Source organism: Streptomyces sp. NPDC048639, from assembly GCF_043199075.1.
Lineage (GTDB): Bacteria > Actinomycetota > Actinomycetes > Streptomycetales > Streptomycetaceae > Streptomyces.
In genome coordinates, this window is the sequence record NZ_JBICVP010000010.1 from 13,825 (window position 1) to 40,344 (window position 26,520).

The 26,520-nt window shown below is 70.5% G+C and carries 26 protein-coding genes and 1 pseudogene; 16 read left to right on the top strand and 11 right to left on the bottom strand.

Annotation, left to right across the window (positions count from 1 at the left end):
- Positions 1–114: 114 nt before the first annotated feature.
- Both ACGFNH_RS25970 and ACGFNH_RS25975 read left to right on the top strand, forming a co-directional pair.
- On the top strand, positions 115–597 hold the full coding sequence (locus ACGFNH_RS25970; protein ID WP_393657614.1) for an SRPBCC family protein: 483 nt from the start codon (positions 115–117) through the stop codon (positions 595–597).
- Between the two features lie 431 nt (positions 598–1,028).
- Positions 1,029–1,946, top strand: a complete 918-nt coding sequence (locus ACGFNH_RS25975; RefSeq protein WP_393657616.1) for an alpha/beta fold hydrolase — start codon at positions 1,029–1,031, stop codon at positions 1,944–1,946.
- Between the two features lie 104 nt (positions 1,947–2,050).
- Here ACGFNH_RS25975 and ACGFNH_RS25980 read toward each other — a convergent pair whose 3' ends face one another.
- Positions 2,051–2,659: a TetR/AcrR family transcriptional regulator gene (locus ACGFNH_RS25980; RefSeq protein WP_393657618.1), complete on the bottom strand. Its 609-nt coding sequence runs from the start codon at positions 2,657–2,659 to the stop codon at positions 2,051–2,053.
- Between the two features lie 126 nt (positions 2,660–2,785).
- Here ACGFNH_RS25980 and ACGFNH_RS25985 point away from each other — a divergent pair, with 126 nt between their 5' ends.
- A complete protein-coding gene (locus ACGFNH_RS25985; RefSeq protein WP_393657620.1) occupies positions 2,786–3,220 on the top strand; it encodes a nuclear transport factor 2 family protein in 435 nt (144 codons plus the stop codon).
- Positions 3,221–3,538: 318 nt separating this feature from the next.
- Entirely contained in the window at positions 3,539–3,964 is a 426-nt protein-coding gene (locus ACGFNH_RS25990) for a nuclear transport factor 2 family protein (protein WP_393657622.1), read from the top strand.
- A 201-nt stretch (positions 3,965–4,165) separates the two neighbouring features.
- On the opposite strand, the gene ACGFNH_RS25995 is transcribed toward ACGFNH_RS25990, so the two are convergent.
- Positions 4,166–4,747 (bottom strand): RNA polymerase sigma factor, encoded by a 582-nt coding sequence (locus ACGFNH_RS25995; RefSeq protein ID WP_393657624.1) that lies wholly within the window; start codon positions 4,745–4,747, stop codon positions 4,166–4,168.
- 193 nt (positions 4,748–4,940) lie between these two features.
- Positions 4,941–5,708, bottom strand: a complete 768-nt coding sequence (map, locus tag ACGFNH_RS26000) for a type I methionyl aminopeptidase (RefSeq protein WP_393657626.1) — start codon at positions 5,706–5,708, stop codon at positions 4,941–4,943.
- Positions 5,709–5,771: 63 nt separating this feature from the next.
- Here map and ACGFNH_RS26005 point away from each other — a divergent pair, with 63 nt between their 5' ends.
- Positions 5,772–6,050, top strand: a complete 279-nt coding sequence (locus tag ACGFNH_RS26005; protein WP_393657628.1) for a helix-turn-helix domain-containing protein — start codon at positions 5,772–5,774, stop codon at positions 6,048–6,050.
- An 11-nt stretch (positions 6,051–6,061) separates the two neighbouring features.
- On the opposite strand, the gene ACGFNH_RS26010 is transcribed toward ACGFNH_RS26005, so the two are convergent.
- Positions 6,062–7,153 (bottom strand): GNAT family N-acetyltransferase, encoded by a 1,092-nt coding sequence (locus ACGFNH_RS26010; protein ID WP_393657630.1) that lies wholly within the window; start codon positions 7,151–7,153, stop codon positions 6,062–6,064.
- 132 nt (positions 7,154–7,285) lie between these two features.
- On the opposite strand from ACGFNH_RS26010, the gene ACGFNH_RS26015 reads away from it, so the two are divergent.
- On the top strand, positions 7,286–7,843 hold the full coding sequence (locus ACGFNH_RS26015; RefSeq protein WP_393657632.1) for a GNAT family N-acetyltransferase: 558 nt from the start codon (positions 7,286–7,288) through the stop codon (positions 7,841–7,843).
- 68 nt (positions 7,844–7,911) lie between these two features.
- On the opposite strand, the gene ACGFNH_RS26020 is transcribed toward ACGFNH_RS26015, so the two are convergent.
- Entirely contained in the window at positions 7,912–9,543 is a 1,632-nt protein-coding gene (locus tag ACGFNH_RS26020; protein ID WP_393658020.1) for a Na+/H+ antiporter, read from the bottom strand.
- A 358-nt stretch (positions 9,544–9,901) separates the two neighbouring features.
- Here ACGFNH_RS26020 and ACGFNH_RS26025 point away from each other — a divergent pair, with 358 nt between their 5' ends.
- Positions 9,902–10,423: a DinB family protein gene (locus tag ACGFNH_RS26025; RefSeq protein WP_393658022.1), complete on the top strand. Its 522-nt coding sequence runs from the start codon at positions 9,902–9,904 to the stop codon at positions 10,421–10,423.
- Between the two features lie 205 nt (positions 10,424–10,628).
- Here the strand turns inward: ACGFNH_RS26025 and ACGFNH_RS26030 are convergent, their stop codons facing one another.
- Entirely contained in the window at positions 10,629–12,965 is a 2,337-nt protein-coding gene (locus ACGFNH_RS26030) for a pyruvate dehydrogenase (RefSeq protein WP_393658024.1), read from the bottom strand.
- A gap of 122 nt (positions 12,966–13,087) precedes the next feature.
- Here ACGFNH_RS26030 and ACGFNH_RS26035 point away from each other — a divergent pair, with 122 nt between their 5' ends.
- The gene (locus tag ACGFNH_RS26035) at positions 13,088–13,657 is read left to right on the top strand and encodes an Lrp/AsnC family transcriptional regulator (RefSeq protein ID WP_393657634.1); all 570 of its coding nucleotides are present in this window, start codon (positions 13,088–13,090) and stop codon (positions 13,655–13,657) included.
- Between the two features lie 184 nt (positions 13,658–13,841).
- Here the strand turns inward: ACGFNH_RS26035 and ACGFNH_RS26040 are convergent, their stop codons facing one another.
- The 3 genes from ACGFNH_RS26040 to ACGFNH_RS26050 all read right to left on the bottom strand — a co-directional run bounded on the left by ACGFNH_RS26040 (position 13,842) and on the right by ACGFNH_RS26050 (position 16,716).
- Positions 13,842–14,189 (bottom strand): DUF899 family protein, encoded by a 348-nt coding sequence (locus tag ACGFNH_RS26040; protein ID WP_393657636.1) that lies wholly within the window; start codon positions 14,187–14,189, stop codon positions 13,842–13,844.
- 353 nt (positions 14,190–14,542) lie between these two features.
- Entirely contained in the window at positions 14,543–15,385 is an 843-nt protein-coding gene (locus ACGFNH_RS26045; RefSeq protein ID WP_393657638.1) for a DAPG hydrolase family protein, read from the bottom strand.
- Positions 15,382–16,716 carry an FAD-binding oxidoreductase gene (locus tag ACGFNH_RS26050; RefSeq protein WP_393657640.1) on the bottom strand — a complete coding sequence of 445 codons (1,335 nt, stop codon included), beginning with the start codon at positions 16,714–16,716 and terminating at the stop codon, positions 15,382–15,384. The genes ACGFNH_RS26045 and ACGFNH_RS26050 overlap by 4 nt, the downstream gene beginning before the upstream one ends.
- A gap of 78 nt (positions 16,717–16,794) precedes the next feature.
- Here ACGFNH_RS26050 and ACGFNH_RS26055 point away from each other — a divergent pair, with 78 nt between their 5' ends.
- The 8 genes and pseudogenes from ACGFNH_RS26055 to ACGFNH_RS26090 form a co-directional block, all read left to right on the top strand.
- Positions 16,795–17,541, top strand: a complete 747-nt coding sequence (locus tag ACGFNH_RS26055; RefSeq protein ID WP_393657642.1) for an IclR family transcriptional regulator — start codon at positions 16,795–16,797, stop codon at positions 17,539–17,541.
- A 359-nt stretch (positions 17,542–17,900) separates the two neighbouring features.
- Complete coding sequence (locus ACGFNH_RS26060) at positions 17,901–18,233, top strand: hypothetical protein (RefSeq protein WP_393657644.1); 333 nt, start codon at positions 17,901–17,903, stop codon at positions 18,231–18,233.
- Between the two features lie 259 nt (positions 18,234–18,492).
- Positions 18,493–19,278 carry a DeoR/GlpR family DNA-binding transcription regulator gene (locus ACGFNH_RS26065; protein ID WP_393657646.1) on the top strand — a complete coding sequence of 262 codons (786 nt, stop codon included), beginning with the start codon at positions 18,493–18,495 and terminating at the stop codon, positions 19,276–19,278.
- 54 nt (positions 19,279–19,332) lie between these two features.
- Positions 19,333–19,686, top strand: coding sequence for a DUF4406 domain-containing protein (locus ACGFNH_RS26070; RefSeq protein ID WP_393658026.1), 354 nt, complete (start codon positions 19,333–19,335; stop codon positions 19,684–19,686).
- Positions 19,683–20,414 (top strand): NUDIX domain-containing protein, encoded by a 732-nt coding sequence (locus ACGFNH_RS26075; protein ID WP_393657648.1) that lies wholly within the window; start codon positions 19,683–19,685, stop codon positions 20,412–20,414. Before ACGFNH_RS26070 ends, ACGFNH_RS26075 begins: the two co-directional genes overlap by 4 nt.
- Before the next feature lie 160 nt (positions 20,415–20,574).
- Positions 20,575–20,889: a hypothetical protein gene (locus ACGFNH_RS26080; protein ID WP_393657650.1), complete on the top strand. Its 315-nt coding sequence runs from the start codon at positions 20,575–20,577 to the stop codon at positions 20,887–20,889.
- A 612-nt stretch (positions 20,890–21,501) separates the two neighbouring features.
- Positions 21,502–24,441 carry an FHA domain-containing protein gene (locus ACGFNH_RS26085; protein WP_393657652.1) on the top strand — a complete coding sequence of 980 codons (2,940 nt, stop codon included), beginning with the start codon at positions 21,502–21,504 and terminating at the stop codon, positions 24,439–24,441.
- 82 nt (positions 24,442–24,523) lie between these two features.
- Positions 24,524–24,634: pseudogene (locus ACGFNH_RS26090) on the top strand (IS630 family transposase); the annotation flags it as partial.
- A gap of 301 nt (positions 24,635–24,935) precedes the next feature.
- On the opposite strand, the gene ACGFNH_RS26095 reads toward ACGFNH_RS26090, so the two are convergent.
- Positions 24,936–25,226 (bottom strand): hypothetical protein, encoded by a 291-nt coding sequence (locus ACGFNH_RS26095; protein WP_393657654.1) that lies wholly within the window; start codon positions 25,224–25,226, stop codon positions 24,936–24,938.
- 149 nt (positions 25,227–25,375) lie between these two features.
- Positions 25,376–26,170, bottom strand: a complete 795-nt coding sequence (locus tag ACGFNH_RS26100; protein ID WP_393657656.1) for a CPBP family intramembrane glutamic endopeptidase — start codon at positions 26,168–26,170, stop codon at positions 25,376–25,378.
- Positions 26,171–26,520 lie beyond the last annotated feature (350 nt).

Consider the following 26,520-nt stretch of genomic DNA (forward strand, 5'->3'; position numbering starts at 1 on the left):
GGGCGTGGAGGAGAGGTATCTCCGTACCCGGAGCCCGGTCCGGAGCCACGTGCACCGACTCCGGCGGCCCGGGCGATATCCAGTACCCGTCGAACCCCAACCCGGAGGTCGGTCATGGAACGAGCAACGCACCTCGAGGAGAGCACGCACGTGCGTGCCGATCCGGAACGCGTCTTCCGACTCGTCTCCGATGTGCGGAACATGAAGCGATGGAGCCCCGAGTGCATGGGCGTGCTTCCCTTCGGCGCCCCGTCACGCGTGGGTGCGGTCTTCCTGGGCTTCAACAGGAAGCGCTTCTTCGTGTGGTTCACCCGCTGCCGGGTCACGGAGTGGACGGAGGACCGGAGCCTCGCCTTCCGTGTCGACGCCTTCGGCGTACCCATTGCGGAATGGGGCTATCGCGTCTCCGCCGACGGCGACGGCACACGTCTGACGGAGTCCTGGAAGGACCTCCGCACGGGCCGTTCGGCGCGCTTCGCGCATGCGCTGGGCGTGATCTTCACCGGAACCTCCCCGGACGCCAGGGTGCAGCTCAACCGGGCCGGAATGCAGGCCACTCTGGACGCTGTCCGCCGCGACGCCGAAGCGGACGGCTGAGTCCGTCGGCGGACTTGCGAGCGGTGGCGGACGCGCGTGCGGTGGCGTCCGCCGGAGATCGCCGGGAACCGATGCCGCCGGCCGGCCCGTACAGGAGTGTGCGACGGCCTCCCCAGGGCTGCCGGTGACAATGTCGCCGGTCCTTGAGAGGGCTCCCTCCGCCTGATGAGGCCGGCGTTTCCCGCAGTCCCGCGGGACCCGGATTCGTTGTCCTCGGCCGCCGCCCCGGCCGGGGGCGGCGGATACCCCGGCAGCGGGGCGCGTTCGGCGCGCGTGGCACGCCTCACGGACAACTCCCTTGAGACGAGCGCCACCCCGCCCCAGCGTGGACTGCCGGCGCGTCACGGCATAGGAAGGGCCGGAGCCGCAATCGGCGGGCTCTTCCCGTGCCGAGGACGAATACCCCTGACACCACGGTCGAGAGGAAAGACGTGACGACCACCCCACATCCCGAGATCGACGAGTTCATCACCGTCCGAACCCAGGGATTCGCCCTCACCGCTCGGGTGTCCCGCCCCCGTACGGCCCCGGTTGCCGTGATCGTGCTCTGGCCCGCCATGGGCGTGAAGGCATCGCACTACGACGGGTTCGGCGCCGACCTCGCCTCCAAGGGCATCGGTGTCGTCACGGTGGACCTCAGGGGCCAGGGCGACAGCGTGCCGGAAGCGGGGCGCGGCCATCGCTACGGGTACGAGGATGTCGCCACCCAGGACTGGCCGCAGGTGATCGCCGCCGCCCGGGAGGCCTTCGGGCAGAACACGCCGCTGTACGCCCTCGGGCACAGCCTCGGCGGCCAGATGTCCCTGCTGCATCTGGCGCGCCGGCCCGAGTCCGTCGACGGCATGGTGCTCGTGGCCTCCGGCTCCGTCCACTACCGCTGCTACACGGGGCTCGCACGGCTGCGGGTGCTGGTGGGTTCGCAGCTCATCTCGCTCATCGCCGCCGTGCTGGGCTACTGGCCGGGGGACAAACTCGGCTTCGGCGGACGCCAGTCGGCCCGTCTCGTCCGCGACTGGGCACGCACCGCCCGTACGGGCAGGTGGCAGCCGACGGGTGCCGGAGTGGACTACGAGAGCCTGCTTCCCGGCGTCCGCATCCCGGTGCTGGCCATATCCATCGAGGGCGACGACCTGGCGCCGCCGGCCGCGGTGGACGGGCTGTGCGGCAAGCTGCCGTCCGCGCGGGTGGACCGCCACCACTGCGCGCTTCCCGATCGCGGTGGTTCGCCCCACTTCCGCTGGGTCCGGGACGGTGAAGTGATCGCCCGCCGGATCCGCGAGTGGATCGACGAGGGGCACGACGGGGGACATGCCGAGGAGGCGGGCGGCGACGGGCGCGTGGCCGACTGACGTACGCGCCGGCTCCGTAGGGGTCTCGGGGGTGTGCGGTACCCCGGCAGTCCCCTGTGCCGTGGCTTCCGGTCGAGGTGAACCGGGCGCCACGGCACGGACGTTCAGGCGGACCGTACGCGGAGGCGTTCGAGCAGGTACGTGAAAGTGTCGGCGACCTCGGCCCGGGTCGCGTCGGGGTCGCTCGCGTGGGCGACGAGCAGGGCACCCTCGTTGAGCGCGCCGAGGAGCATATGGGCAAGTGGCTTGACCGGTCGCCGCTCCAGGATCCCGTGCTCCATCAGCGCGTCGAGAGCTCCGGTGACGACGCCGAGCCCATACTTCGCGTCCAGCTCGCGCCATTCCGACCAGCCGAGTACGGCGGGCGCCTCCAGGAAGACGATCCGCTGGACGGTCTCGTCACCGGCGCAGGCGTCGAGGAAGGCCTCGACGCAGGCCATCAGATCGGCCCACAGATCGCCGCCGCTGAGAGTCGCGCCGAAAACCGCCACGAGTTCGAGCTCGACCTGCTCGAACACGGCCCGGAAAAGGTCGCGTTTGTCCGTGAAGTGGTGATACAGCGCGCCTCGGCTGACCCGGGCGCGACGCACGATCTCCTCCGTCGGAACCGCGCTGTAGCCGCGCCCCGCGAACAGTTCGCGCGCCGCCTCCACCAGGGCCTCGCGGGTCGCCTCGGTCGCCTCGGCCCGTCGGCTCTTCGGTTGAGCGCTCATCGTCGGCACCTTATCCGCACACCGCATCCGGACTTCTCCGTTGACCTCACATACAGCCTGTCTGTAACGTGCAGGCTGTCGGTCGCAAGGCCGTCAGGACCATCGGACGAACCTGTGGAGGTACCCATGCCGACTCATGTCGAGCGATTTCTGGAGCACTTCACCGAGATCTGGGCCCGGCCCAAGGCCGAGCGATTCCCGGAGCTCTACCACGAGGACGCGACGCTGCTGCACCCGGGCATGCCGAGGCCGCTCACCCGTAGCGAGGTCGCGGACTACATGACGACCGTCCTCGCCGGAGCCCCGGACATCCATCTGACCCCCAACGACTGGGCGTCGCGCGGCGACGTCCTCTACATCGACTCGACGGTCCATGCGACGGTCGCCGGACAGGCCACGTCCTGGCCGGTCGTCGACAAGATCGTCCTGCGCGGCGACAAGGCCGCCTACATCCAGGCCTACTTCGACTCCCACCCGCTGTGGGTGGCGATCGAGCCGTCCATGGCGCGTTCGTCGGAACTCGAGCGCGTCGTCGCCGAGAAGGCGGCACTCGCGGGCTGACCTCCGGCCCACGGTTCGGCGTCCGTCCTTCCGGTTCGGCGTCCGGCTCACCGGCGGACGTCCGTTGCCACGGCCGGAGTTCGCCGACATGGCCGAGTACGGTTGTCCGCCGATTCCCGAACGACCTCCGCGCGGGCGGGCGCGAGGTCCGGCGGGATCCCGGCCGATGCCGACACCCCTGACCACACCCGGTCACTCACGACCGCGCACGGGCCATGGATCGGGCCGGTGGTCCCTCGGCTGCCTTCTCGCTCCGCATTCCCTTTCTTCATTCCCGAATTTCCCCGACTTCTGATGTTCTTCGGAGAGGAACCGCCCATGTCCGCAGTGAACGAGCCCGACCCGACAGCCGCCGTCACCGATCTCGTCCGGCGCTACCAGGCCGCGTGGGCCACCCGTGACGTCGACGCGATCATGGATCTGCACGCTCCGGGGACCACCTTCTGCATCCACAACGGAACGCCGCGGAGCGAAGGCGCGGACGAGGTGCGGAAGACGTTCGAGGGCCTCCTCGCCATGGCCCCGGACCTTGCGTTCCACGAGGTCCGGCTCTTCGCCGCCGCCTCCAGCTTCACCTTCGAGTACCGCATGACCGCGACGCTTCCCGGCTCGAAGGAGCAGGCGAGCCTGGACGGGGTCGATGTCGTCACCGTCGCCGACGGCCGGGTCGAGCACAAGGACACCTATCTCGACTCCGCCTCTCTCGAAGCCGTCCTGACGCAGGCCGCGCAGGCTGCCGCATAGAGGTCGACGCCACCCGACCGGCCCGAGCCGCCCCGGCTCGGGCCGGTTCTGCGTGCCTGCGTCCGTGACGTGCCTCCATGCGACGGACTCGCGGCACGTGGCGTACCCGTGTCCGTGGCGTACGCGAGTACGCGGCGTGCCCGTGTACGTGCCCGTGTACGTGTGCGCGGAAGTGGGAGAGTGGCGTCCCGGTGCGGCAGGTCACTTCTCCTGCGTTGCGCTCCCGGCCGAGTCTTCGGTGAGGTGGGCCAGCAGCGCGGCGAGTTTCCTGTGCGCGCGTGCCGACCGGCTCTTCACCGTCCCCAGGGGCACCTGCAGATGACGGCTGATCTCGCTCTGCGTCAGGTCCTCGTAGTAGGTGAGGCGGAGCACCTCGCGTTCTCTCGTCGCGAGTTGGTCGAGTGCTTTGCGCACCTGCCAGGCGTGCCAGGCCACTTCGAAGGTCTGCGGCTCGACGGACATGCTGGCTTCCTGCACCAGGTCGAGCGGGACATTGCCCATGGACCGGCGTGTGCTGCGGTAGACGTCTATCGCCGTACGGCGCGTTATCGCATACAGCCACGGCTTGAGGTCCCGGCTCGCGTCGAACCGCCCCGCCGCCCGCCAGGCCTGGATGAAGGCCTGCTGCACGGCGTCGCCGGCCAGATCGCGGTCGCCGACCAGGCTGAACGCGGTGACGAACATCGAGTCGGCGAAGAGCCGGTGCATCTCGCTGATCGCTTGCTCGTCGCCCTGCTGGAATCGCGCCGCGAGGCTCGGGGGGCAGTCCGATTTCGTCAACATGGCACCTGACGCCGGGACGCAGTCGTCCTCGGCGTCCTCCTGGGATTGAACTTCTCAACGGGACGTGGAACATCCTTCGAGAAGCTGCTCCCAGACGACTCTCATCCGGCTGTCACGCAGCGGAAACCGGTCAGCCAGGGGCCGGAAACAGGGCTGCGGGATCAGCGCGCCGGGGCGTGAGGCGCCAGGGGCGTCACGGTGCCGTAAGGATCACCGGTCCGTCCGCGGTGATCGCGACGGTGTGCTCGATGTGCGCGGCCCGGCTGCCGTCCGCGGTGTGCAGGGTCCACCCGTCCGTGCTCGTCCGGTAGTCGTCGCGCCCGCCGGCCATCAGCATCGGTTCGATGGCGAGGGTCAGGCCGTGGCGGAGAGGGAAGCCCCGGCCCGGACGACCCCGGTTGGGGACCTCGGGGTCCTCGTGCATACGGCGGCCGATGCCGTGTCCCCCGAAGTCCCGCGGCATGCCGCAGCCCGCACGCCGGGCGACGTCGCCGATCGCATGCGAGATGTCGCCCATGCGGCTCCCGACGGTGGCCGCGGCGATGCCCGCGTCGAGGGCACGCTGCGTCGCGTCGATCAGGTCGAGGTCGGCGGGGCGCGGAGTGCCGACCGCGAAACTGATGGCGGCGTCGCCGGTCCAGCCGTCGAGTTCGGCACCGCAGTCGATGCTGACCAGATCCCCGTCGCGCAGGCGGTAGTCGGTGGGGATTCCGTGGACCACGGCGTCGTTGACCGACGTGCAGATCACGGCGGGGAAGGGGGCCGGGGCGAACGACGGACGGTAGCCGAGGAACGGCGAGCCCGCTCCGGCGCGCCGCAGAACGGTACGCGCCGCCGCGTCCAGTTCGAGCAGGGGCACCCCGATGCCGGCTGCTTCCCGGACCGCCGCCAGGGCCTGGGCGACCACCCGCCCCGCCTCCCGCATGGCCTCCAGTGCGGCATCGGTCTTGATCTCCACCATGGCTGCGCCCCCGTCGTGATGCCCGGCTGTACCCAATAACTATACCGGTATTAGTATCACGGCATGGTGAGAACGCCTTTGACTCCGTCGGAACGCCGGCGTGGAGAGCGGTTCGGCGCCCTGCTGCGCGAGGCCCGCGGTGACCGCAGCATGGTGGAGGTCGCCGCGGCGGCCGGCCTGTCGGCCGAGACCCTGCGCAAGATCGAGACCGGCCGTGCGCCGACCCCGGCCTTCTTCACCGTCGCCGCTCTGGCGGGCGCCCTGGAGATCTCCCTCGACGAACTGGCCGCCGTCTGCGCACGGGAAACCGCGCACGAGGACCCGGAGGCCGTCCCCGCCTGACCCAGCGGCGGTCAGGCCTCGGTCCGCGCCTCCCCGCCGCGTCGTCCGGCCCGCGCAGCGGCCCGCTCGGTCAGCCTGGGGTCGAGGATGCGGTGCAGCCGGTGGGCGACCGGCCGGAATCCCCGGCGGGGCCAGAAGCCCGACGAGAACGGGTTCGCCGCGCGCCAATCGGTGACGCAGACGCGGAAGCCACGGCGTACGGCGTCGGTCAGGGCGTGTTCGGCCAGTGTGCGGCCCACGCCGGTGCCGCGCGCCTCGGGCGCGGTCGCGGCGAGCGCGAGCTCCACCGAGCCGCGCGGCTTGAGCGGGCTCACCTCGTCATCGCCCACGGGACGCATCACGCAGAACCCGAGAGCGGTTCCATCAGAGCCCTCGGCCATCCAGTACGCCACCGTGGGGTCCCGCAGAAGCTCCCGGTGGCCGGGGTGCAGACCGGCGTAGAAGTCGGCGTCGACGCAGGCGAAGACGGGCGCCGCGGCGTGCGCGTCGGCGATCAGCGGGAAGAGAGGTGCCAGCCGGTCGAGATCGCCCGGCCCCGCCGCCCGGATGCGGAAGGCCGAGGTCGGGCGGCTCGCGAACCCCTCGACCGGCTGCGCCCGGCCGTCGCCGGCGACCGCCTCCGGCCCTGCGGTTCGCGCGTCCGCCTCCGGCCCAACTCCCCGCCCGGTAAGGGCATCCGCTCCCCGGTGCTCCGTTGCGCCCAACTCCATCAGCCCGTGGACCTGCTCCTGGCCGAAGCACAGCGACTGCCAGACCGGGACGTCCGCCACAGACGCCACGACGTAGTGGTGGTCTCTGCCCTCTGCGAGCCAGTCGCCCGCCAGCGACGCGTACAGCCGGCACAGCGCGTCCGCGTCACCGGCCGCTTGGCCCGGGCCGCTCCACATGTGACGGCCCCTGGTGTCGTCGCCCTCCACGGCGAGCAGATGGCCCGTCGGCGTGCCCTCGGGCGACTCGGTGAGGGCACCCCGCGCGCCCGCCGCCCACGCGTCGCGAAGCAGTGGCGCGCAGGCATCGGGGTCATGGCCGTACCGGGCCGCGAGCAGCGCGCTCGCAGCCGGGATGTCGTCCTGTCGGAAGGGGCGCGTACGCGTGCTGACCATGACGGATGAACCTAGTCAGGTGCTGGTGTCCCCGTCATCCGGATTCTTCCCGGCGGCCCGTTCATGTGCCGTTACGGACGGGGCGCGCAAATCTCGTTGCGGGTACGGCGCCTGGGTGGCCAGGATCGCCGGATGGAAGCGCTCATTCGTGCGGTGCGGCCCGAGGACTGGCCGAAGTGCAAGGAGCTGCGGCTCGCCGCGCTCCGGGATCCGATGGCATCCATCGCCTTCCTGGAGACATACGTACAGGCAGCGGCGAAACCGGACGAGCACTGGCGGGAGCGTGCCGCCGGCAGCCGCGGGCTTCTGAGGACACGGCAGTTCGTCGCCGAGGAGCCCGACGGCCGGTGGACCGGCTCGGTGACGGCGCTCGTCGAACGGGCCGGTGCCGACACCGTATTCGGCGGCATGCCGGAAGCCGATCAGACACACCTCGTCGGCGTGTTCGTCCGTCCGGAACGGCGCGGTACGGGCATCGCACGAGCCCTTCTCGAATCCGCGGTCGCCTGGTCCTGGTCGCTGGACGAACCCCGCGTCACACGTGTGCGGTTGTACGTGCACGAGCACAACACCCGCGCCAGGGCGTGCTACGAGAAGGCCGGCTTCACCGTCACCGGTGCGACCGTTCCCGTGGCGGGCGACGAGAGGGCCCGCGAGCTGGAACTCGCCGTCGCCCGGGCCGAGTTCTGATCGGACACGGGCGCACCGCGAGCGGCATGCGACAGCATGGGCCGGGCCGTCGCGCGGCGACGGCCGGGTCAGGTGTCGTCGCCGCGGCGGTCCCCGTCCGTGCCGCCCCGCGGATCCGGGTCGGCGGTGGACGCCGGGTCCGGGAACGAGAGATCGAGCCGGACCTCCTCCGCGTCCAGCAGCGCCTGGACCCGCTGCAGCACCGTCCCGTCGATCAGGCGCTCATCTCGGAGACGGATCAGCTCCGCCCGTTTGACCTGCAGGATCGCCCGTGACAGCGAGGCCGACACCGCATAGGGATCGACCTCCTCGTCCTCGTCGCCCCCGGCTCCGCGCGCGGCCAGACCGCGCAGTTCCGTGGCGGTGCGGTCGGCGACCTCGTCCGGGACGTTGAGCCGCTCCACATGCGTGGGCAGCGCCTCCAGGGCTGCCGCGGACAGGCGACGGCGCGCGAGCTGTTCCTCGTCGTCCGCCGGATCCGGGGGCATTCTGGCCCACCGTACGACCGCGGGGAGCGTCTGCCCGAGCAGCACCAGGGTGATCAGGATGACCCCGACGGTGATGAAGACGATCGCGTCACGGCCCACCAGCCGGCCCCCGTCAACGGTGACGGTCGGCACCGCGAGGGCCGCGGCGAGCGAGACCGCACCCCGTACGCCCGCCCACGCCAGCGGCAGCCGTTGCCGGGAGCCGACGCGCCGGGCGCGCTGCTGCGGGCGCCGGTCCAGGGCCCGGATCACATACGGCATGGTGTACGACCACGCGAGGCGGGTGAACACGACCGCACCACTGACCGCCAGAGCCGCCCACAGCGCGTAGGAGAGCGAGATCGACTCCAGCCCGCGCACGGCGGACGGGAGCTGCATGCCGACGAGGACGAACAGTGCGCCGTTGAGGATGAAGCAGCTCACGTCCCAGAACGGAGTGGCCTGGACGCGGATCCTGGCATCGATCAGGCGAGGACTGGCCTGGCTGGTGATCAGCCCGCAGGTGACCACGGCCAGCACCCCCGAGGCGTGGGCCAGCTCGGCCGGCAGATAGGCGGCGAAGGGGACGAGCACCGACAGCCCGGCGCCCAGCATCGGCTCGTGCACCCGGCGTCTGACGGCGAGCGAGAGGAGGGCGATGACCGCGCCGATCGCCACACCTCCCGCGTAGTTCCACCCGAGCCGGAGCGCGGTGTCCGACCAGGAGAACGTGTGCTCACCGGTGGCGATGCCCACCGCCACCGCGAAGAGCGCCAGCGCCGTACCGTCGTTGATCAGGCTCTCGGCGCGCAGCATGGTGACCGCACGGCGCGGCATGCCGTGGGAGACCGCGGCCACAGCCACGGCGTCGGTCGGGGCGACCGCGGCGCCCAGCATGAAGGCGACCGGCCAGGACAGCCCGAACGCGTGGGCGGTGGCCGCGACGGTCACCGCGGTCACCAGCACCAGACTGGTGGCGAGCAGGATGATGGGGCGGAGATTGGCGCGGACCTCGCGCAGGGACGTCTTGATCGATTCCCAGTAGAGCAGCGCCGGGAGGAACAGCAGCAGGACGACCTCGGGCGGCAGCCTCACGGAGTCGAATTCCGGGGTGAGACCGATGAGACAGCCGCCGAAGAGGAGCAGCACGGGCTCGCTGACCCGGAGCCGCCGGGCCGCCCAGGTGAAGAAGAGGACCGCGGCCAGAACGACGACCGTGATCTCCAGGCCCATCACACGACCAGGGTGTCACCGGTCGACGGGGCTCACCAGCGCGGCCGCCGGCGTCGGGGTCAGGGGAGCCGCGCGTGAGGGCCCGAGGCCGCGCCGGTCACCGCCACCGTCCGCAGGTCGGTCACCGCCACTGTCCGGTGCACGGTCACCGCCACGGTCCGCATGCCGAACACATGGCACCCGGACGCGGGCCGGTCGCCGTACGGAAAACGCGTGGCGGACGCGGCCGGGAACGCCGATGCTGTGCGGCATGGGTGATCACACGGAGAATCGGTCCGTCACGGAACGGAACGGCCAGGGACCGGACGGTCGAGGACCGTCGGACTCCCTGCCGGAGCGGCGCTTCGGCTGGTCGGACATGTTCGTGCACCCCGACGACGACCCGCGGTCCGAGGGCGGGTTCGACGGTGAGCGCGCCACGCTCACCGGGTATCTGCGGGATCAGCGGCTCACGCTGGAGATGAAGTGCTCCGGTCTCGACGCCGCGTCGCTGGCCCGGCGCTCGGTGGAGCCGTCGGAACTGTCACTGCTGGGGCTCGTACGGCACATGGCCGTGGTCGAGATGAGCTGGTTCCGCATCGTCATGGCCGGCCAGGACGTCCCCCGGCACTACCGCACCGAGGCCGACCCGAACGCGGAGTTCACCGACGCCGTCGGCGACCCGGACGTGGTCGCCGAGGCGTGGGCCACCTGGCGCGCCGAAGTGGCGTACGCCGAACGGTTCGTGGCCGAGGCGGCCGATCTCGGCGTCACCGGCAGCAAGGGTGGCAAGCCCATCCAACTCCGCGAAGTGCTGGTGCACATGATCGAGGAGTACGCCCGCCACAATGGGCACGCCGACCTCTTGCGCGAACGCATCGACGGGCGCGTGGGGGAGTAGACGGCACCTCGGACCCACCCGGACCCACCCGGACCCACCTCGGACCCACCCGGACCCACGGCCCCGGATCCGCTTCCGCCCCCTACGGGCCCCGCTCGGCGAACGCGTACAGCGTGCACGCAGCACCTGGCCGCCGGCCTGTGCGGACCGGACAGCGACCCGGTCCGCACAGGCCGGCGGGCAGGAACGAGCCGGGATCCGGGCCTCAGTCCGTGAGGTCCAGCGCCGCCGTGACGATGCCGTCCGCGTCGATCCCGTGATAGCGGTGCACGTCCTCGAGCGTGCCGCACTGCCCGAAGCCCGTGACGCCCAGGGCGCGGCTGCGCACCTGGTGGATTCCGGCCAGGAACGCCAGCGTGTGCGGGTGCCCGTCGAGCACGGTGACCAGCGGCCGGGACCGCTCGCGGGGGAACGCCTGGTCCAGGATCCAGTCCGCGCCCTCCTGGAGCCCCTGCCGCGCGCGAGTGGCGCGGAAGAGGAGGTCGGGGCTGGTGACGCAGACGACGTCGGCACCGAAGCCGAGGTCGTCGAGCCGCTCGGCCGCGGCCAGCGCCTCCGGCACCATCGCTCCCGCCGCCGCGATGGTCAGGGCCGGATCGCTGTGGCGGCGCAGGAGGTAGCCGCCCGCGACGGCCTGCTTGCGGCGGCGTTCACGCGCCGCGGGATCGGTGGGCACGGCGGCCAGCGACTGGTCCACCGGACGGGTGGACAGCCGCAGATACGTGGAGCTGCCGCCGGGCTTGCCGAGCTGGGCCAGGGAGGCCAGCAGGCACCACTCCACGTCGATCGCGAAGGCGGGTTCGTAGGCGGTGCAGCCGGGCTGCTCCAGGCCGATGGACGGGGTGATGACCGACTGGTGGGCGCCGCCCTCGGGGGCGAGGCTGACCCCGGAGGGTGTGCCGACGAGGATCGACTGCCCGCCCGCGTACATCCCGAACGCCCACGGTTCCAGGGCACGGCCGACGAACGGGTCGTAGACCACGCCGATCGGCAGCAGCGGCCTGCCCCAGCGGCTCCAGGTCGCCCCCAACTCCCCCAGCAGACCGACCAGGTTGGTCTCGGCGATCCCCAACTCGATGTGCTGGCCGCTGGGTTGCTCCCGCCAGTGCAGGATCGTCTCGGCGTCGTCGGCGAACCAGTCCCGGCGCTCCGTGGGGGACCAGGTGCCGACCTTGTTCAGCCAGCCGCCGAGGTTCGTCGTCGAGGCGACGTCGGGACTGACCGTGACGACACGGCCCGCGGCCTCCGGCGCCTCGCGCGTCAGGTCCAGCAGCGCCCGGCCGAGCGCCTGTTGCGTCGTGCCCTTGCCCGACGGGGTGCGTCCGATGTCCGTGGGCAGCGCCGGAGGAGCCTGGTCCGGTGTCGCGGGGCGGCGCAGCCGTGCGGCCGTACGGTCGCAGAGCTCGGCTTCGGTGCTGCCCTGGGGGAAGCGGGCCCACGGCCGCTCCGTGTCCATGCCGACGCGGGCGGCGAGTTCGGTCATCTGCTCGCCGGTCAGCAGGGACGAGTGGTTCTGCGGATGACCGGCCGTCGGCAGGCCGTGACCCTTGACCGTGTAGGCGAAGACGACGGTCGGCCGGGTGTCGTCTATGGAGGCGTACGCGTCCAGCAGCGCGCCGAGATCATGGCCGCCGAGATTGCGGATGACCGCATCGACAGCGGTGTCGTCGAGGTCCGCGAGCAGCCGGGAGACCGCCTCGCGCCCCGGCCCTTGGCCGGGCAGGCGCTCGCGGAGCTCGTCGGGGGTGCAGCGCAGCAGGCGCTGGTACTCGGGATTGGTCATCCCGTCGATGCGTTCGCGCAGCGCGTCACCGCCCGGCCGGGCGAACAGATCCTCCAGCAGGCGGCCGTACTTGACGGTGATGACCTGCCAGCCGGCTGCGGCGAACATCCCCTGCAGGCGGGTCGCGGAGATGTTGGGGACGATGCGGTCCAGCGACTGGCGGTTGAAGTCCACGATCCAGACGACCTCGCCCAGCTCGGCCACGCCGGGGTCGAGGATCGCCTCCCAACAGGCACCCTCGTCGAGTTCGGCGTCCCCGACCAGGGAGTACTGGCGCCCGGTGGTGCCGCCCTCGAAGTGCGCGTTGACGTAACGGCGGGCGACCGCGCCCCAGATGGGGGCGGTCGCGCCGATGCCCACCGAGCCGGTGGAGTAGTCGACCGGGTCGGGGTCCTTCTCCCGGCTCGGGTAGCTCTGCAGGCCGCCGAAGCTGCGCAGCGTCGTCAGGTACGACTCGTCCAGCTCGCCGAGGAGATAGTTGATCGCGTGGAGCACGGGGGAGGCGTGCGGCTTGACCGAGACGCGGTCGTCCCGGCCGAGCTCGTGGAACCACAGGGACGTCATGATCGACGTCATGGAGGCGCTCGACGCCTGGTGCCCGCCGACCTTGAGGCCGCCCGGATTCGGGCGGACGCGGTTGGCGTGGTCGATGATCGCCGTCGACAGCCACAGGACGCGCTGCTCCACGGCTCGGAGCGCGTCGAGGCCGGCAGGAGCCGGCCGGGTCTCCGAGAGGGCCGACGCGGCCGTGCTCGCCATGGGGTCCGTGGTCTTCATGCAGTCCGTCCCGGTCTTGGATGTCAACAGATTGCATCCGCATGACAACAGAGCCATGATGATCGCACAAGCATGCCCTCCTGTATTGAGCAATCTGCTCGGTAATGCGGCTCCGGGACATAGCGAGGTTGAGCACTGTGACAGGCGAGGAGCCCCTCGACGCCGTCGACGCGAGGCTGCTGCTCGCTCTCGCCGAGGAGCCCCGCGCTCCCGTGCTGGCGCTGGCGCAGCGGCTCGGACTCTCCCGGAACACCGTCCAGGCCCGGCTGGCGAAGCTGGACCGCCGCGGTGTGCTGCGGTCGTTCGAGCGGCGGATCGATCCGGCCGCGCTGGGCTATCCGCTGTCGGCGGTCATCACGACGCGGGTGACGCAGAACCGGCTGGAGGAGGTCGCCGAGGTGCTCGGTCGTATCCCGGAGGTCGTCGAGGTCGAGGGCCTCAGTGGGGAGGCGGACCTCCTGGTGCGGGTCGTCGCCGAGGATGCGGACGATCTGTACCGGATCGCGGGGCGGGTGCTGGCCAGCCCCGGGGTGGAGCGGACGACTACGGCGCTGATCATGAGCAAGCTGGTCGACTACCGGCTGTCGCCGCTCCTCCAGCGGTCGGGCGACGAGAACGGGAAGGGGACCGACGGGCGGGGCGGACGGGCTGACGGGCGCGCGGGGCGGAACTGACCGGTGCGCGGAGCGGACCTGGTGAGCGTGCGGGGCGGACCTGGTGAGCGCGCGGGGCGGACCTGGTGAGCGCGCGGGGCGGAACTGACGGTGCGCATCATGCCCGTACGGGAGTGGCGGACGGCCGACCGGTTCACGTGACCGTGGGTGTGGGGTGGAGGCCTGGCCCAGGGAGGCGTATCCGTCAGGTTTCGTACTCGTCGGGGATGCGGATCCGGTCGGCCGCGGAGGAGCAGCTCGAGCAGCCGTGGTCATGGGGGTGCTCGGTGCCGTGGGCGTCGATGTCGTAGGTCCACATGAAATGGTGCACGAAGAGCTGCTGCCGCCCCTCGAAGAGGTCGAGCAGGCCGATTGTCCCGTCCGGGCCCTCGAATGTGTACGGCTTGTCGATGAGCACCATCGGCAGCCGCCGCCGGTGGGCGTTGACCCGGTCGCATGCCCGGGTGAGCTCCTTCTCCTCGGCCAGCAACTCTTTGCGGGCGGCCAGCCACTCCTCGCGCGACACCACCTCGGGCAGGTCTCCGGTCGTCATCCCGGCTCTCCCAACATTTCGCGTGAAGGGCCCGTTCTCCATGCTTCTCCTCCTCGGGTCGCTCCGCCAACGCGGGCCCGACGCTGGTGATCACGGGCGCCCGCCCCGCGTGAAGCCGGGCGGCCACCGGCCCGCCCATGAACAGCGGAACAGCAGAGCGGCCGGAACAGCCGAACACCGGAACAGCCGAAACAGCCGAAACGGCCCGCCGAACATCCGGCGGGCCGTCACGACAGATGAAGGCGAGCCTGCTTCACGGGGCGCCGGGCAAGCCGGCCGCGCATACGGACGTCTTCCTGACCGAATTCCGGCCCGGACGCGAACCCTTGGCGATGCGGTATCCGCTGCCCCGCTCAGTCCTCTCGCGCGAACTCCTCCCACATCCTGGGAAGGAACGACGCGAGATGCGCCATCTCCTGGGCGCAGTGCACCAGCAGATCGGCGGCGTCCCGGTCCGTTCTGGCGGCCATACGGCCGATGAGGGACGGCAACGGGCGGTCCAAAGCGCCGATACGCGTGCGGGGTGAGGCATGACGCCCGCCGATCCAGAAACGCGAACGCATCTCGGAACCCGCGGGAGTCCGCCGCACATGGTGCAGCAGATAGCCGGCGTCGAGCGGGTGGTTCGACAGCCCGACGCGCGCGCAGATCGCCGTTGCCTCACCGGGATCGGCCAAGCGCGCCTCGTCCAGGCCGAGTCGAGAGGGCGGGACGAAGGAAATCGCCGCGCGCGTGAGCGTGGACCCGATGTACTCGTCGACGAACGAGGTGCGGCCGACGTACGCCCGGGGGCCGTGATGGACCGGGTCGTCGGCCCACTGCGCGAAGACGTGGGCCCGGGGGTGCCAGAGCTTGTACTTGCGCGTGTCGTCACCGTGCCAGCCGAACCACCAGTCCCACATCGAGGGGGTGACCTCGGGCATGGAGGTGTGCACAGCGACGCACAGGGAGCCGTCGCTCCCGAGTGCGTAGCCCGTCTCGACGGGTTCCCGGTCTCCGTCGAGCAGCGAACCGGCCTTCTCCAGCGGAGTGAAAAGAGGCATGGGCTGCGGACCGGTGTGGAGCGCCTCGACCACGTGGGGCGCCAGGGGGGCCATTTCCGGGTCGAAGTAGGAGCCGAACGGAGTGTCGGCGTCACCGGCCCGGTAGCCGAGGTAGGGCGTGCCCGCGCGCACCGGGCGCCGTCGCGCGCTCATACCCGGCCCATCCAGGAGTGGAAGCGGCCGTCGGGATCGTAGGCGGCACGTGCTCGGTCGAGGCGGTCCATGGCGGCACCGGTGGCGAACGGTGCGGGGCGCCGGCCGAGGTTCTCGTCGGCGAGCTGGATGCCCGTCGCGCACGGGGCCATGGCCTCCATGCGGGACTGGGCCCAGTCGGCGTACGCGTCGTCGTCGGCCGCGTCGGACCAGACGGTGTAGAGGGCGATATAGGTCTGGTCCTCCATCGAGTACGCCATGTCCTGACGCCGAGGCGCGGGGCCCCAGTTGAGCCAGAGGCAGTGCGACGGCGCCGGTGGCAGACTCTCGGCGATACGTCGCAGGCCGGGAAGGAGATCGTCGAACGGGGCCGAGGTCCACATGTTGTCGGTCGCGTACCGCCGGCCCTCGGGGTACGCCTGCATCACCGCCGCGTACCAGTCGGGCAGTTGCGCCGGTGCGAACGGCACCGCGATCAGCGCCTGGTCGCGTACGGGGCAGGTCTCCAGGACGGACAGGGCCTCCCGCGCCTCGGATTCGGAGTCCGCGAACACCGGTGAGGCGATGACGATCGCGGGGAGGTCGATACCGAGCTCCTCGAAGTCCCGGGACATGAGGATCTGCATCTCCACGCGGCGGTCGACCTCGGGGCCGATGGCGTGAGCCCAGCGGTAGACCTCCTCCAGCAGTTCGAGCGGATAGACGTAGAGGCTGGATCCGCAGACGGCGGGCCGTGCGTGGACCCGCACATGGAACCGGGTCACCACGCCGAAGAAGCCGGGGCCCGCTCCGCGCGCGGACCAGTACAGTTCGGCGTTCTCCTCGGGGCCGGCATGGACGAGGTCGCCGTCGGCGGTGACGACGTCGATGCCGAGGACGCTCTCGCAGGCCGGGCCGAGCATGCGGCTGTTCCAGCCGTAACCGCCCTGCAGCAGATAGCCGCCGACGGCGACGCCCTTGCAGTGCCCGGCGGGGAAGAAGAGATCGTGCACCGCGAGGTCCTCGCACATCTCGTGGCCCTTCTTGCCGGGGCCCACGGTCGCGGTCATCGCATCGCGGTCGACCTCGATGTCGTTGAGCCGCGAGACATCGAGGAGCAGGCCTCCGTCGCGCACATGGTTGGCGGCCCAACTGTGGCCGCCGGAGCGGACCCCGACCCGCATGCCGTGGGCCTTGGCGTGGCGCACCGCCGCCTGGACGTCGCTCACCGACGCGGCCTGCACGATGAGGTCGGGGAAACGGTCCGGGATCCGGGCGTTCCAGACAGTGGCGCGCCGCGCCTCCTCATATCCCGCCGCGTCCCGCTCGAACACCGCGCCCGTGAGTTCCATCCGACCCGCCGTCCCTCGATCTGTCGTCTGATCTGCATTGTGGATCCTTGGATCTACGATGTGGACTATACTCGGGGCATGTCTTCATCACCAGAGGCCGGCAGGTCGGGCATCCAGGTCATCCGTCGGGCAGCGGGAATCCTCGGCGCGGTCGGCGCGCGCAACGGCGCGCTGCGTCTCGCGGACCTCGATGACGTGGTGGGTCTCGCCAAGACCACGACGCACCGCATCGTCAACGCCCTCGCCGAGGAGCGGCTGCTGCGGATCGACGCCGACGGGCGTATCTGGCTGGGCAGTGCGCTCAGCGCTCTCGCGGGCGCCGCCGCCACCGGACTTGTCGACGAACTCCGGCCGACGATCAAGGAGTTGCAGCAGGCCGTGGACGAGACCGTGGATCTGTCCGTGCTGGAGGGTAATGCGGCCCGCTTCGTGGATCAGGTGCAGAGCACCCAGGCGCTCAGAGCGGTCTCCGCGGTGGGGGCTGCGTTTCCGCTGCACTGCACGGCCAACGGCAAGGCGTTCCTGGCGGCCCTGCCGGACGAGGCCGCCGAGCGGTTGTTGCCCTCCCGGCTGGAGGGACTCACGCCCGCCACCATCACGTCCAAGGAACGTCTGCTCGCGGAGTTGGTGAGCGTGCGCGAAACGGGCATGGCGTTCGATCGCGAGGAGCACACCACCGGCATCGCCGCCATCGGCGCGGTGGTGACCCGCGACGGCGTGCCGGTGGCGGCGATCTCCATGCCGGTGCCCGCCGAGCGCTTCGCCGAGCGGGAGGCTCATCTCGCCGAGAGGCTGCGGGCCGCGTGCCAAGCCGCCTCGACCTGAGTCATCGGGCGGCGGGCCGGGCCGTGGCCGGTCCACCCTTCGCGTGTGCGGGTGGAGTGCGCGTACAGGCTGAGCCTTCGCCCGAAGCGGGGTGATCCTATGGGTGGTCGGTGGTCGGTGGTCGGTGGTCGGTGGTCGGTGGTCGGTGGTCGGTGTCACTGGTCACTGGTCGGGATGGAGGTGACCGACAGTCGGTCGACGGCGTGTGCGGACTCGGCGGAGATTCACCGCCACGGCGCCCGCTCTCCGATGGGGGTCGCCGAGGGGCGCATGCGGAACGTCGCCTGTCGGCCACGCCCCGGAGCTGAGTAGGAATTGCCCGTTCCATCGGGACGAACCACGGTGCTTGACTCCCCGCCGTGACCGCGAACAGAACCGGAGCCGAAGGAGGCTCGCACGGGCTCTCCCACCGCGAGATGCGCCTCGTCTCGGGCATCGCGCTCGCGCTGCTGCCCACCGTCTTCTTCGTGGCGCTGCTGTTTGTCGTCGACGAGGCTCTCGACGGGAGCGGCCGTGGGGTGTCCGCGCTCGGCACCGCGGGGGGATGGCTTGTGGGCCTCTCCGGTGTGGTCGGTCTCGCCGCACTGCTGCTCCCCACGCGCGGTGTGGGGCGCGCCGGACGGTCGGCGCTGCTCCGCGGGCAGATCGTGCTGATGCTCGTCGGGCTGATCCTCTTCGTCGTCACCGCGTAGACGCCACGCTTCCGGCTGACGGTGTCCGTTCGAACACCATCCCTGTGCGAACGTCCGCCGCTGCCCCGCCCGCTGTTTCGTCCGGGTGACCGCCACCGCCACCGCCACCGCGAACTTCGACAGGTAGGGGCGTTTCGCGATGGTATGAGGTGGCATGACGCGGTCCATGGATCCTGAGGTACCGGTGAGAGCCCCTGGGTGCACCCTGAATTCGCACACATCCATGTTCGTTTCCAACACCTCGTGTTAGAAATGGGCCATGGGTGTCGCCAACCGTCTGGACCTGACCCTGCGGCTGGTGCAGGGCTCCGACCGGGTTTCCGTGTCGGAGCTCTCCCGCCGCCTCGGGATCTCGGAGATGACCGTGCGCCGGGACCTCGACGCACTCGAACGCCAGGGCCTCGTCCGCCGCATCCACGGTGGCGCGGTCGCCACCCGCTCCCGCGAGGAGGGTGCCGGGTTCGCCGCACGCGAGCCCTGGCAGACCGCGACGAAGGACCGGCTCGGTGCGGCCGTCGCCGCCATGGTGGAAACCGGATCGCGCGTGCTGCTGGACGCGGGAACCACCACCGTCCACGTCGCGGAGCACCTCGCCGCCCGCGCACCCCTCACCGTCGCGGTGCTCAGCATCCAGACCGCCGTCCGCCTCGCGGACCGGCCGGGGATCGAACTCCTCGTCGTCGGTGGGCGTTCCCGCCCGGGCGAGCGCTCCCTCGTCGGCCCCCTGGCCCTGCGCACGCTGGAGTCCCTGGTCTTCGACTGCTTCGTGATGTCCATCGGGGGCGTGCACGCGGAGCACGGCTGGTCGGAGTTCTCCCTGGACGACGCCGCCGTCAAACAGGCCGGTCTCGCCCAGGCAGCGCACACCATCGGGGTCGCCGACGCCACCAAACTCGGCGTCCGCGCCTTCAGCCAGGTCGCGCCCCTCGGCGCGGTCGACGCCTTCGTCACCGACACCGCCGCAGAAGACGCCGGAACCCACCCCGGCGGCCCCCCGACACTCCAGGCCCTACGAGAAGCGGGTGTCGACACCCGCCTGGCCTGAACACCTTTCACCCCACCCTGAGGAGTCGCCGTGAGTGCACCGCCCTCGTCCCTGATGATTCTCGTCGCCGGCCCGTACCGCTCGGGCACGGGCGACGACCCGGTCGAACTCGGCGCCAACGTACGGGCCATGAACGAAGCCGCGCTGACACTCTTCCGCGACGGCCACCTCCCCGTCACCGGCGAGGCCCTCGCCCTGCCGCTCGTGGAGACCGCCGGAAGCACCGGTCCCGGCGACGCGGTCTTCGACGAGATCTTCCACCCCGTCGCCGTGCAACTGCTCGCGCGCTGCGACGCCGTCCTCCGTATCGGCGGCCCTTCCGAAGGGGCGGACCGGATGGTCGCCCTCGCCCGCGCGGGGGGCAAGAGCGTCTACACCGATCTCGTGGATGTGCCCCCGGCCCGATGACCGCCGGCATCGACACCCCCGACCGCCGCGGACGCACGGGCCTGGACCTCCACGGACGCGATCTGACCGGCAACCCCCGGGTGCGGATCACCGACGTGCAGGTGCTCTCCTGCGACTGGTACGTCCTGCGCAGGACCACCTTCGACTACTGCCACAACGACGGCCGGTGGAGCCGTGAGCAGCGCGAGACCTACGACCGGGGCGACGGCGCCACGATCCTGCTTCATGACACCCACCGGCGGACCGTGCTCCTCACCAGTCAGTTCCGCCTTCCCGCGTACGTCAACGGGCACCCGGACGGCATGCTCATCGAGACCGCGGCCGGTCTGCTGGACGGCGAAGGGCCCGAGGAGGCAATCCGCCGGGAAGCGGCCGAGGAGACCGGGCACTTCGTGGGCACGGCCGAGCAGGTCTTCACCGTCTACATGAGTCCCGGCTCGGTCACCGAACGCCTCCACTTCTTCGCCGCCCCCTACGGCCCGTCGACCGCCACCGGCGACGGCGGCGGAGTCGCCGCCGAGGGCGAGGACATCACCACCGTGGAACTGCCCTTCGACGAAGCGCTGGAGATGGTGCGCCACGGGGCGATCGCCGACGCCAAGACCATCATGCTGCTCCAATGGGCGGCGCTGGACGGCCCGTTCCGGCCCGGACCCGATCCCGTACACGGCACCGTCGGCGGCACGCCGTACGACGGCCCGACGCGGTACGAGGGCAGGATGCGGTAGGTCGGCCGGACGCGGCTCGGCGGCGGGATCTCCGGCTCCCCGCCATGACACGCAACCCCGTCACGCCCCGCGCCCTCTTCCATGCCGTCCACGACCGTACGCGCCGGCGTGCCCGGCCGGGTCGCACACCGGCTCACCGAACCCCCACAAGGACACCGCCGTGACACCCGACGAACACTTCGACCGCATCGCCGAGGATCTCGCCCCACGGGGCGCGGTCGCCGGCGCGATGTTCGGCAAGCGCGCCATCAAGGCGCAGGGAAAGGCCTTCGCCTGCCTCAAGGGCGAGCTGCTCGCCGTCAAGCTCGGTGACGGAACCGCCGCGCACCGGGCCGCGCTGGATCTGCCCGGTGCGGAACTCTTCGACCCCTCGGGCAATGGTCGCCCTTTCAAGGACTGGGTCGCCGTGCCCGTCGCCCACGCCGGCCGCTGGCCGGACCTCGCCGAGACAGCGCTGAACGCGATCGCCTCCTAGCGTCCGGGCCGTCGGGGTCGTCGGGGCCGTCCGGGCCCACCGGTCGAAGGGCCGGAATGGCGCTCGGAGCGAGAGCCCGCGATATTCACGGAGAGGTCACCGCGAGAGCGGGACGGAATGCGTCGACAGAGGTGTCACGGCGGGGCCACGGATACGCGACCGACGGAACGGCAGTGCGCTGCGGTGCATTTCGCCGCACCATGAGCCGGGCATGGTAGCGCGACTCAACTCCTGTCTCCTGAGTATGAATTGCTCATCGACCGTCGGCGTGCGGGCCGTTACGTTCGTCGGGAAAATAACAGCTCAGTTCAAGGGAATCGGCTCACCATGCGTCTGCGAATCCGGACCTTCCCCTATGCGCCCCCGCCGCAGGTGGCACCTATCGCGCCCCGGACACCGACCGACGACGTTCCGGCCCTCGCCGGCTAGTACTCGGCCCGCCGATGTGCCGGGTCGACTACGGGGCGGTGGCGGTCTGTTGCCGCGGGCCGCACGCCGCTGACGCCCGTGCACCCGGAATGCCCGAGCGCACGCCGGAACAGCAGGAGCCGTCCGAGCATCGCCTGTCCTCACGCAGGCGACCTCGGTGCACACGACCGACTTGGGGCAGAAGTGCCGGAACTTGTACTGCACGCCAACGGACGCACCTGGACCTTGGACGCGTCCCGGAGCTACACCGTCGGGCGCGACCAGCAGGCCGACATCTCGTGCATCGACCGCCGGGTGTCCCGGCGGCACGTCACGATCCGCTGCGACGGCGGAACGTGGGTCATCGAGGACCTCGGCAGCGCGAACGGCACATTTGCGGAGGGGCGTCGTATCCAGCGGGTCGAGATCGGCCACGGGTCGATCGTCCGGCTGGGGAACGTGGCCAGCGGCATGCGTCTGGACTTCACCGAGGACGTGTCGGCGAGCGGCGATCATGCGCGGGCTGCCGCGCAGAGCCGCGCGGCGGCGCACCCGGCCGAAGCCGGCCCGGAGGCCCGATCTGCCACGGGGCGCGGTACGTCGGCGACCCCCGCCGCGCATCCGGGAGCGTCGGCCCCCCGGGCCGAGGACGCTCCGGCGGCCCCAACGAGCCCGGCGGGGCCAGCAGTTGCGGGAGGGCCGTCAGGCGCGGCGGGCTCCGGGGCAGCGGCCCCGGACACTGCACCGGCGACTGCAGGGACGACCGCACCGGCCGCAGCAGCACCCATGCCTGCACGGACGACGGATCCGGCCCCAGCACCGGCCTCCAGCCCGCGGCCGCGATCGCTTCCGGAGCCGAGGCCCGGGGCGGCGCCGGAAGCGGGGCCCGAGCGCGAGGCCGCCTCTGGCGACGGCCTGTTCCGGCCCGCCGCCCCCCGGCAAACCGCCACCCCACACACCACCCCTCAGCACACCACTCCCCAGCACACCACTCCCCAGCACACCGCCCCCCGCCCCGCCGGTGGCCCCGGTTCCGCCGCTGGCTTCGGTTCCGGCGCTCCCACCGGGGCGCGCGACGCCCGGGACGCCGCCCCGCCCCGCGGAGCTGCCGCCGCCCTCTCCATCGACCGCGACCCCTCGGGAGTCCACCCTCTCGTCCTGGGGCGGCGGCTGCGCATCGGTCGTGGGCAGGACAACGAACTCGTGGTGGAGGGGCCGTATGTCTCCCGCCGCCACGCGGAGTTCCGGCCCATGCCCGACGGTCGCTTCGAGATCGTCGACCTCGGCAGCCACAACGGCACCTATGTCAACGGGCAGCCGGTGCACCGCCGGATCATCGGCCCGTACGACATCGTCGGCGTAGGGCACTCCACCTTCCGCCTCGCCGGGGACCGGCTGGAGGAGTACGTCGACACCGGTGAAGTCTCCTTCGCCGCCCGGAACTTGACGGTGACCGTCGGACGCGGGAAGACCATTCTGGACGACGTCTCCTTCGGTGTCCCGGAGAAGTCGCTGGTCGCGGTGGTCGGCCCGTCGGGCTCCGGGAAGTCCACTCTCCTGCGCGCGCTCACCGGCTACCGGCCCGCCGACCGCGGAGACGTCCTCTACGACAACCGCGACCTCTACACCCAGTTCGCCGAGTTGCGGCGCCGTATCGGACTGGTCCCGCAGGACGACATCCTGCACAAGGAACTGACCGTCGACACCGCCCTGAAGTACGCCGCCAGACTCCGCTTCCCCGGCGACACCAGGGCGGCCGAGCGCAAGGCCCGTATCGACGAGGTGCTCCAGGAGCTCAAACTCGACATCCACCGCGACAAGAAGATCGCCAAGCTCTCGGGCGGCCAGCGCAAGCGGGTCTCCGTCGCCCTGGAACTGCTGACCAAGCCGTCACTGATCTTCCTCGACGAGCCCACCTCCGGCCTGGACCCGGGCATGGACCGCGACGTCATGCAGCTGCTGCGAGGACTCGCCGACGACGGGCGCACCGTCCTGGTCGTCACGCACTCCGTCGCCGAACTGTCCCTCTGCGACCGTCTGTTGGTGATGGCTCCCGGCGGCTCCGTGGCGTACTTCGGGCCACCGGACGAGGCACTGGAGTTCTTCGGCCACGAGACGTGGGCCGATGTCTTCTCCGCCTTCGAGAACCATCGCGACGAGGACTGGGGCGGGCGCTGGCGGAATTCCCGGCAGTACGAGTTCTGCGCGGCGGAGATCGACTCGGCCGTACCGCCGCAGGAGCCGGGCACCCGTCCGTCGCAGCCGCCCCCGCAGGCCCTGCCGCCCCGACCGCAGCGCTGGATCGGCCAGTTGTGGACCCTGGTCCGCCGCTATGTGTCGGTCATCGCTTCCGACAAGGGCTTCCTGGCCCTGATGCTGCTGCTCCCGGCCGTGCTGGGCGGGGTGAGCTGTCTGGTTCCGGCCAAGTACGGACTCGTGCCGCCACCGCCCGACAGCGGCTTCCGCTACAACCAGGAGTCCGGAACCATTCTGCTGGTCCTCGTCGTCGGCATGTGCTTCTCCGGCGCGGCCAACTCCGTACGAGAATTGATCAAGGAACGTGTGATCTACGAACGGGAAAGAGCCACAGGTCTGTCCCGTTCCGCGTACCTGATGTCCAAGGTGATCGTCCTCGGTCTGATCACCGCGGTGCAGGGCGCCGTCATCTGCGCGATCGGCTTCTCCGTCCGCGAACTGCCCGCCCAGGGGCTGGTCATGCCCACGGCCGTCGAGGTCTGCGTGGTGATCAGCGCGCTCGGCTTCACCTCCATGATGTTCGGCCTGGTCATCTCCGCGCTGGTGAGGACCCCGGAGAAGACCATGCCGCTGCTGGTGATGTTCGCGGTCATCCAAGTCGTCTTCACCGGCGTCCTCTTCAAGCTGTTCGACTCTCCGGGCATCGAACAGGTCGGCTGGCTGATGCCCGCCCGCTGGGCCGTCGCCGGCGCAGGGACCACACTCGACCTCGCGCACACCATGCCGCCCTGGAGCCTGGACAAGCCGGACGACGTCGACCCGTTGTGGGCCCACACCGTGACCCAGTGGGGTATCGACCTCGGCGTGCTGCTGGCGATCGGGATGATCTGCGGCTTCGCCGTCGCCCGGCTGCTGCGCCGGCACGAACCGGAGGTCATGCGCGGCTAGTGCTGTGACCGCGTAGGTTCGCCGGGTTGGTGGTGCTGGCAGTTGGATGTGCGGTGACGTCCGTCCGTCCGCTGGAGGCGCGGTGCCTGAGCCTGTCCGTGTGCGCAGACCGACCGACCAGGAAGGGCAGCGGCTGCAGCAGATCGTGCGCCGTGGCAGCACGAGTTCGGTGCGCTACCGGCGCGCGATGATGCCGGACCAGCGACGGCACCGGTACAACCGTGGCCGTCGCGGTGGCAGGCCACCAGGACTCGACCGACAGATCTACCGTCAACGCAACACCGTCGAGCGCTGCTTGAACCGCCTCAAGGGCTTTCGCGGCATTGCGACCCGATACAACAAGACCGCCACCTCCTTTGAAGCAGCGGTCTGCCTGCCCTCGTTCCTGCTTTGGGCAAGATCCGTTTGAAGACGGACCCTGGTCGACACACTCAGAACGCCCCGATGCCGGGCGAGCGACAACCCCGCTTACACCATCGGACCGACAGACCCTGCTAATACGGGAAGCTGTCCCGATGCACCAGCAGATTGAACGCCCCCAGCACCACGAGCAGCACCAGAGTGACCTTGAGACTGGACATGTGAGGCTTCTTCCGCAACAACAGACTCACTATGCCCATCACGACAAGGGGAGCCCAGGCAACAAGATAGAGATTCCATGCCACCTCCACCTGCTTCTCACTACGCCGCATGATGAACAGCACCATTGACACGAACAGGAACAGGCCAGGAGATCCCCACAAGAACTCCCATGCCCCCTCTGCCGGCGACTGCTTCTGCTTCATGCTCTCAGCGCCCGTCTCGGCGTCCCGGTTACTCACGTCTTGACCCTCCAGATTTTTCAACACAAGGAGTCGGACCACTGCACCGCAGCCGGCCGACGGGGCACCACGCTCCAGCAGCCGACCGCGCCGCAGGATTGCGTGACATGTAGTCAGCCGGCGGGCATGCGCACCCTGTCGAGATCACGCCGCCGGAAAAGCCAGAGCACGAACAACGCGTACAGCACCACCATCGGCCCGTCTGCGGCCAACTTCAGCCAGCCCATATCGGCGGCGGTCTCTTTCGGGACGAGTCCGTCAGCGCTCAGAGCGGCGATGCTCATGGCCAGCACGTTGTTGAAGACGTGCAATGCGATACCGGCTTCGATCCCACCCGTACGTATCGCGAGGAATGCCGTGACCAGACCGAACACCGTGAGATCGATGAAGCCCCAGGGCGTTCCCCATCCGTGCGAGGCGGCGAAGAGGAGGGCTTGCGGAACCATCGCGATCCACGGCGACCGAAGCCAGGATCCAGCAGCCTGCAGCAGCCACCCCCGGTACATGTACTCCTCACCCGCAGCCTGGAAGGGCACCAGAATCCAAGCCATCGCAAGGCCGAGCAGGAAAACGGACGGACTGGCCATCTCCACATCGTTCGTGCCGCCCGTGTCGCTGGCCAATGTGGCCATCATGATCAGTGTCCCCACGGACACGGGCAGCGCCACGGCGAGGCACACCATCAGCCAACGCCACCTCACCCGCCCGGACACCGATGACACCGTGCCCGCCGGGCGCCGGCCGACCCAGCGGGTGGTCAGAAGCACAACCGGAATGATGAGGCCGAAACCCAGGAGCCCTACAGCCGCATCGCCAACCACGCCCCATGTGGGAGATCCGTCGGATTCCTCGGGACGGTTCAGCAGGTCTCCCGCGACGTGGGCGCCCGTCTTCGTGACGAGGATCATCAGGAGTGTGCCGAACAGCGCGACACCAGTCCCTACCAGGGGGCGCCACCAGCGGTACCGGACACTCGTACGAGCAAGCCGATGGTAGGGAAGCCCCGGCCCCTCGCCCACGGCCGGGGAAATGCCGGAAGCCAGAGAGGCTCCAGCGCCGGGAAGAGGGGGCTGGCCGCGGGATCGAACGGATGCAAACGAGTCGGACCGATCCTGTGTCAACGTGTCTTTCCCTCTCGTGTATCGCCGCCGCAAGACCCGGCTCGAAACGCACGGGACGTCGCTCACCTTCAGGAGACAACAGACGGTCGGGACGCGTTCTCCCCTCCCATTACTCAACTCAGCACGACTCATAGGCG

Coding starts and splice junctions, on each gene's coding strand:
- ACGFNH_RS25980 (WP_393657618.1), bottom strand. CDS start 2,659: ATGAGCGCTCAACCGAAGAGCCGACGGGCCGAGGCGACCGAGGCGACC.
- ACGFNH_RS26020 (WP_393658020.1), bottom strand. CDS start 9,543: ATGGGCCTGGAGATCACGGTCGTCGTTCTGGCCGCGGTCCTCTTCTTC.
- ACGFNH_RS25990 (WP_393657622.1), top strand. CDS start 3,539: ATGTCCGCAGTGAACGAGCCCGACCCGACAGCCGCCGTCACCGATCTC.
- ACGFNH_RS26065 (WP_393657646.1), top strand. CDS start 18,493: ATGGGTGTCGCCAACCGTCTGGACCTGACCCTGCGGCTGGTGCAGGGC.
- ACGFNH_RS26005 (WP_393657628.1), top strand. CDS start 5,772: ATGGTGAGAACGCCTTTGACTCCGTCGGAACGCCGGCGTGGAGAGCGG.
- ACGFNH_RS26035 (WP_393657634.1), top strand. CDS start 13,088: ATGCGGCTCCGGGACATAGCGAGGTTGAGCACTGTGACAGGCGAGGAG.
- ACGFNH_RS26050 (WP_393657640.1), bottom strand. CDS start 16,716: ATGGAACTCACGGGCGCGGTGTTCGAGCGGGACGCGGCGGGATATGAG.
- ACGFNH_RS26040 (WP_393657636.1), bottom strand. CDS start 14,189: ATGACGACCGGAGACCTGCCCGAGGTGGTGTCGCGCGAGGAGTGGCTG.
- ACGFNH_RS26025 (WP_393658022.1), top strand. CDS start 9,902: ATGTTCGTGCACCCCGACGACGACCCGCGGTCCGAGGGCGGGTTCGAC.
- ACGFNH_RS25995 (WP_393657624.1), bottom strand. CDS start 4,747: ATGTTGACGAAATCGGACTGCCCCCCGAGCCTCGCGGCGCGATTCCAG.
- ACGFNH_RS26070 (WP_393658026.1), top strand. CDS start 19,333: ATGATTCTCGTCGCCGGCCCGTACCGCTCGGGCACGGGCGACGACCCG.
- ACGFNH_RS26055 (WP_393657642.1), top strand. CDS start 16,795: ATGTCTTCATCACCAGAGGCCGGCAGGTCGGGCATCCAGGTCATCCGT.
- ACGFNH_RS26100 (WP_393657656.1), bottom strand. CDS start 26,170: ATGATCCTCGTCACGAAGACGGGCGCCCACGTCGCGGGAGACCTGCTG.
- ACGFNH_RS26095 (WP_393657654.1), bottom strand. CDS start 25,226: ATGAAGCAGAAGCAGTCGCCGGCAGAGGGGGCATGGGAGTTCTTGTGG.
- ACGFNH_RS26010 (WP_393657630.1), bottom strand. CDS start 7,153: ATGGTCAGCACGCGTACGCGCCCCTTCCGACAGGACGACATCCCGGCT.
- ACGFNH_RS26075 (WP_393657648.1), top strand. CDS start 19,683: ATGACCGCCGGCATCGACACCCCCGACCGCCGCGGACGCACGGGCCTG.
- ACGFNH_RS25985 (WP_393657620.1), top strand. CDS start 2,786: ATGCCGACTCATGTCGAGCGATTTCTGGAGCACTTCACCGAGATCTGG.
- ACGFNH_RS26045 (WP_393657638.1), bottom strand. CDS start 15,385: ATGAGCGCGCGACGGCGCCCGGTGCGCGCGGGCACGCCCTACCTCGGC.
- ACGFNH_RS25970 (WP_393657614.1), top strand. CDS start 115: ATGGAACGAGCAACGCACCTCGAGGAGAGCACGCACGTGCGTGCCGAT.
- map (WP_393657626.1), bottom strand. CDS start 5,708: ATGGTGGAGATCAAGACCGATGCCGCACTGGAGGCCATGCGGGAGGCG.
- ACGFNH_RS26015 (WP_393657632.1), top strand. CDS start 7,286: ATGGAAGCGCTCATTCGTGCGGTGCGGCCCGAGGACTGGCCGAAGTGC.
- ACGFNH_RS26030 (WP_393658024.1), bottom strand. CDS start 12,965: ATGGCGAGCACGGCCGCGTCGGCCCTCTCGGAGACCCGGCCGGCTCCT.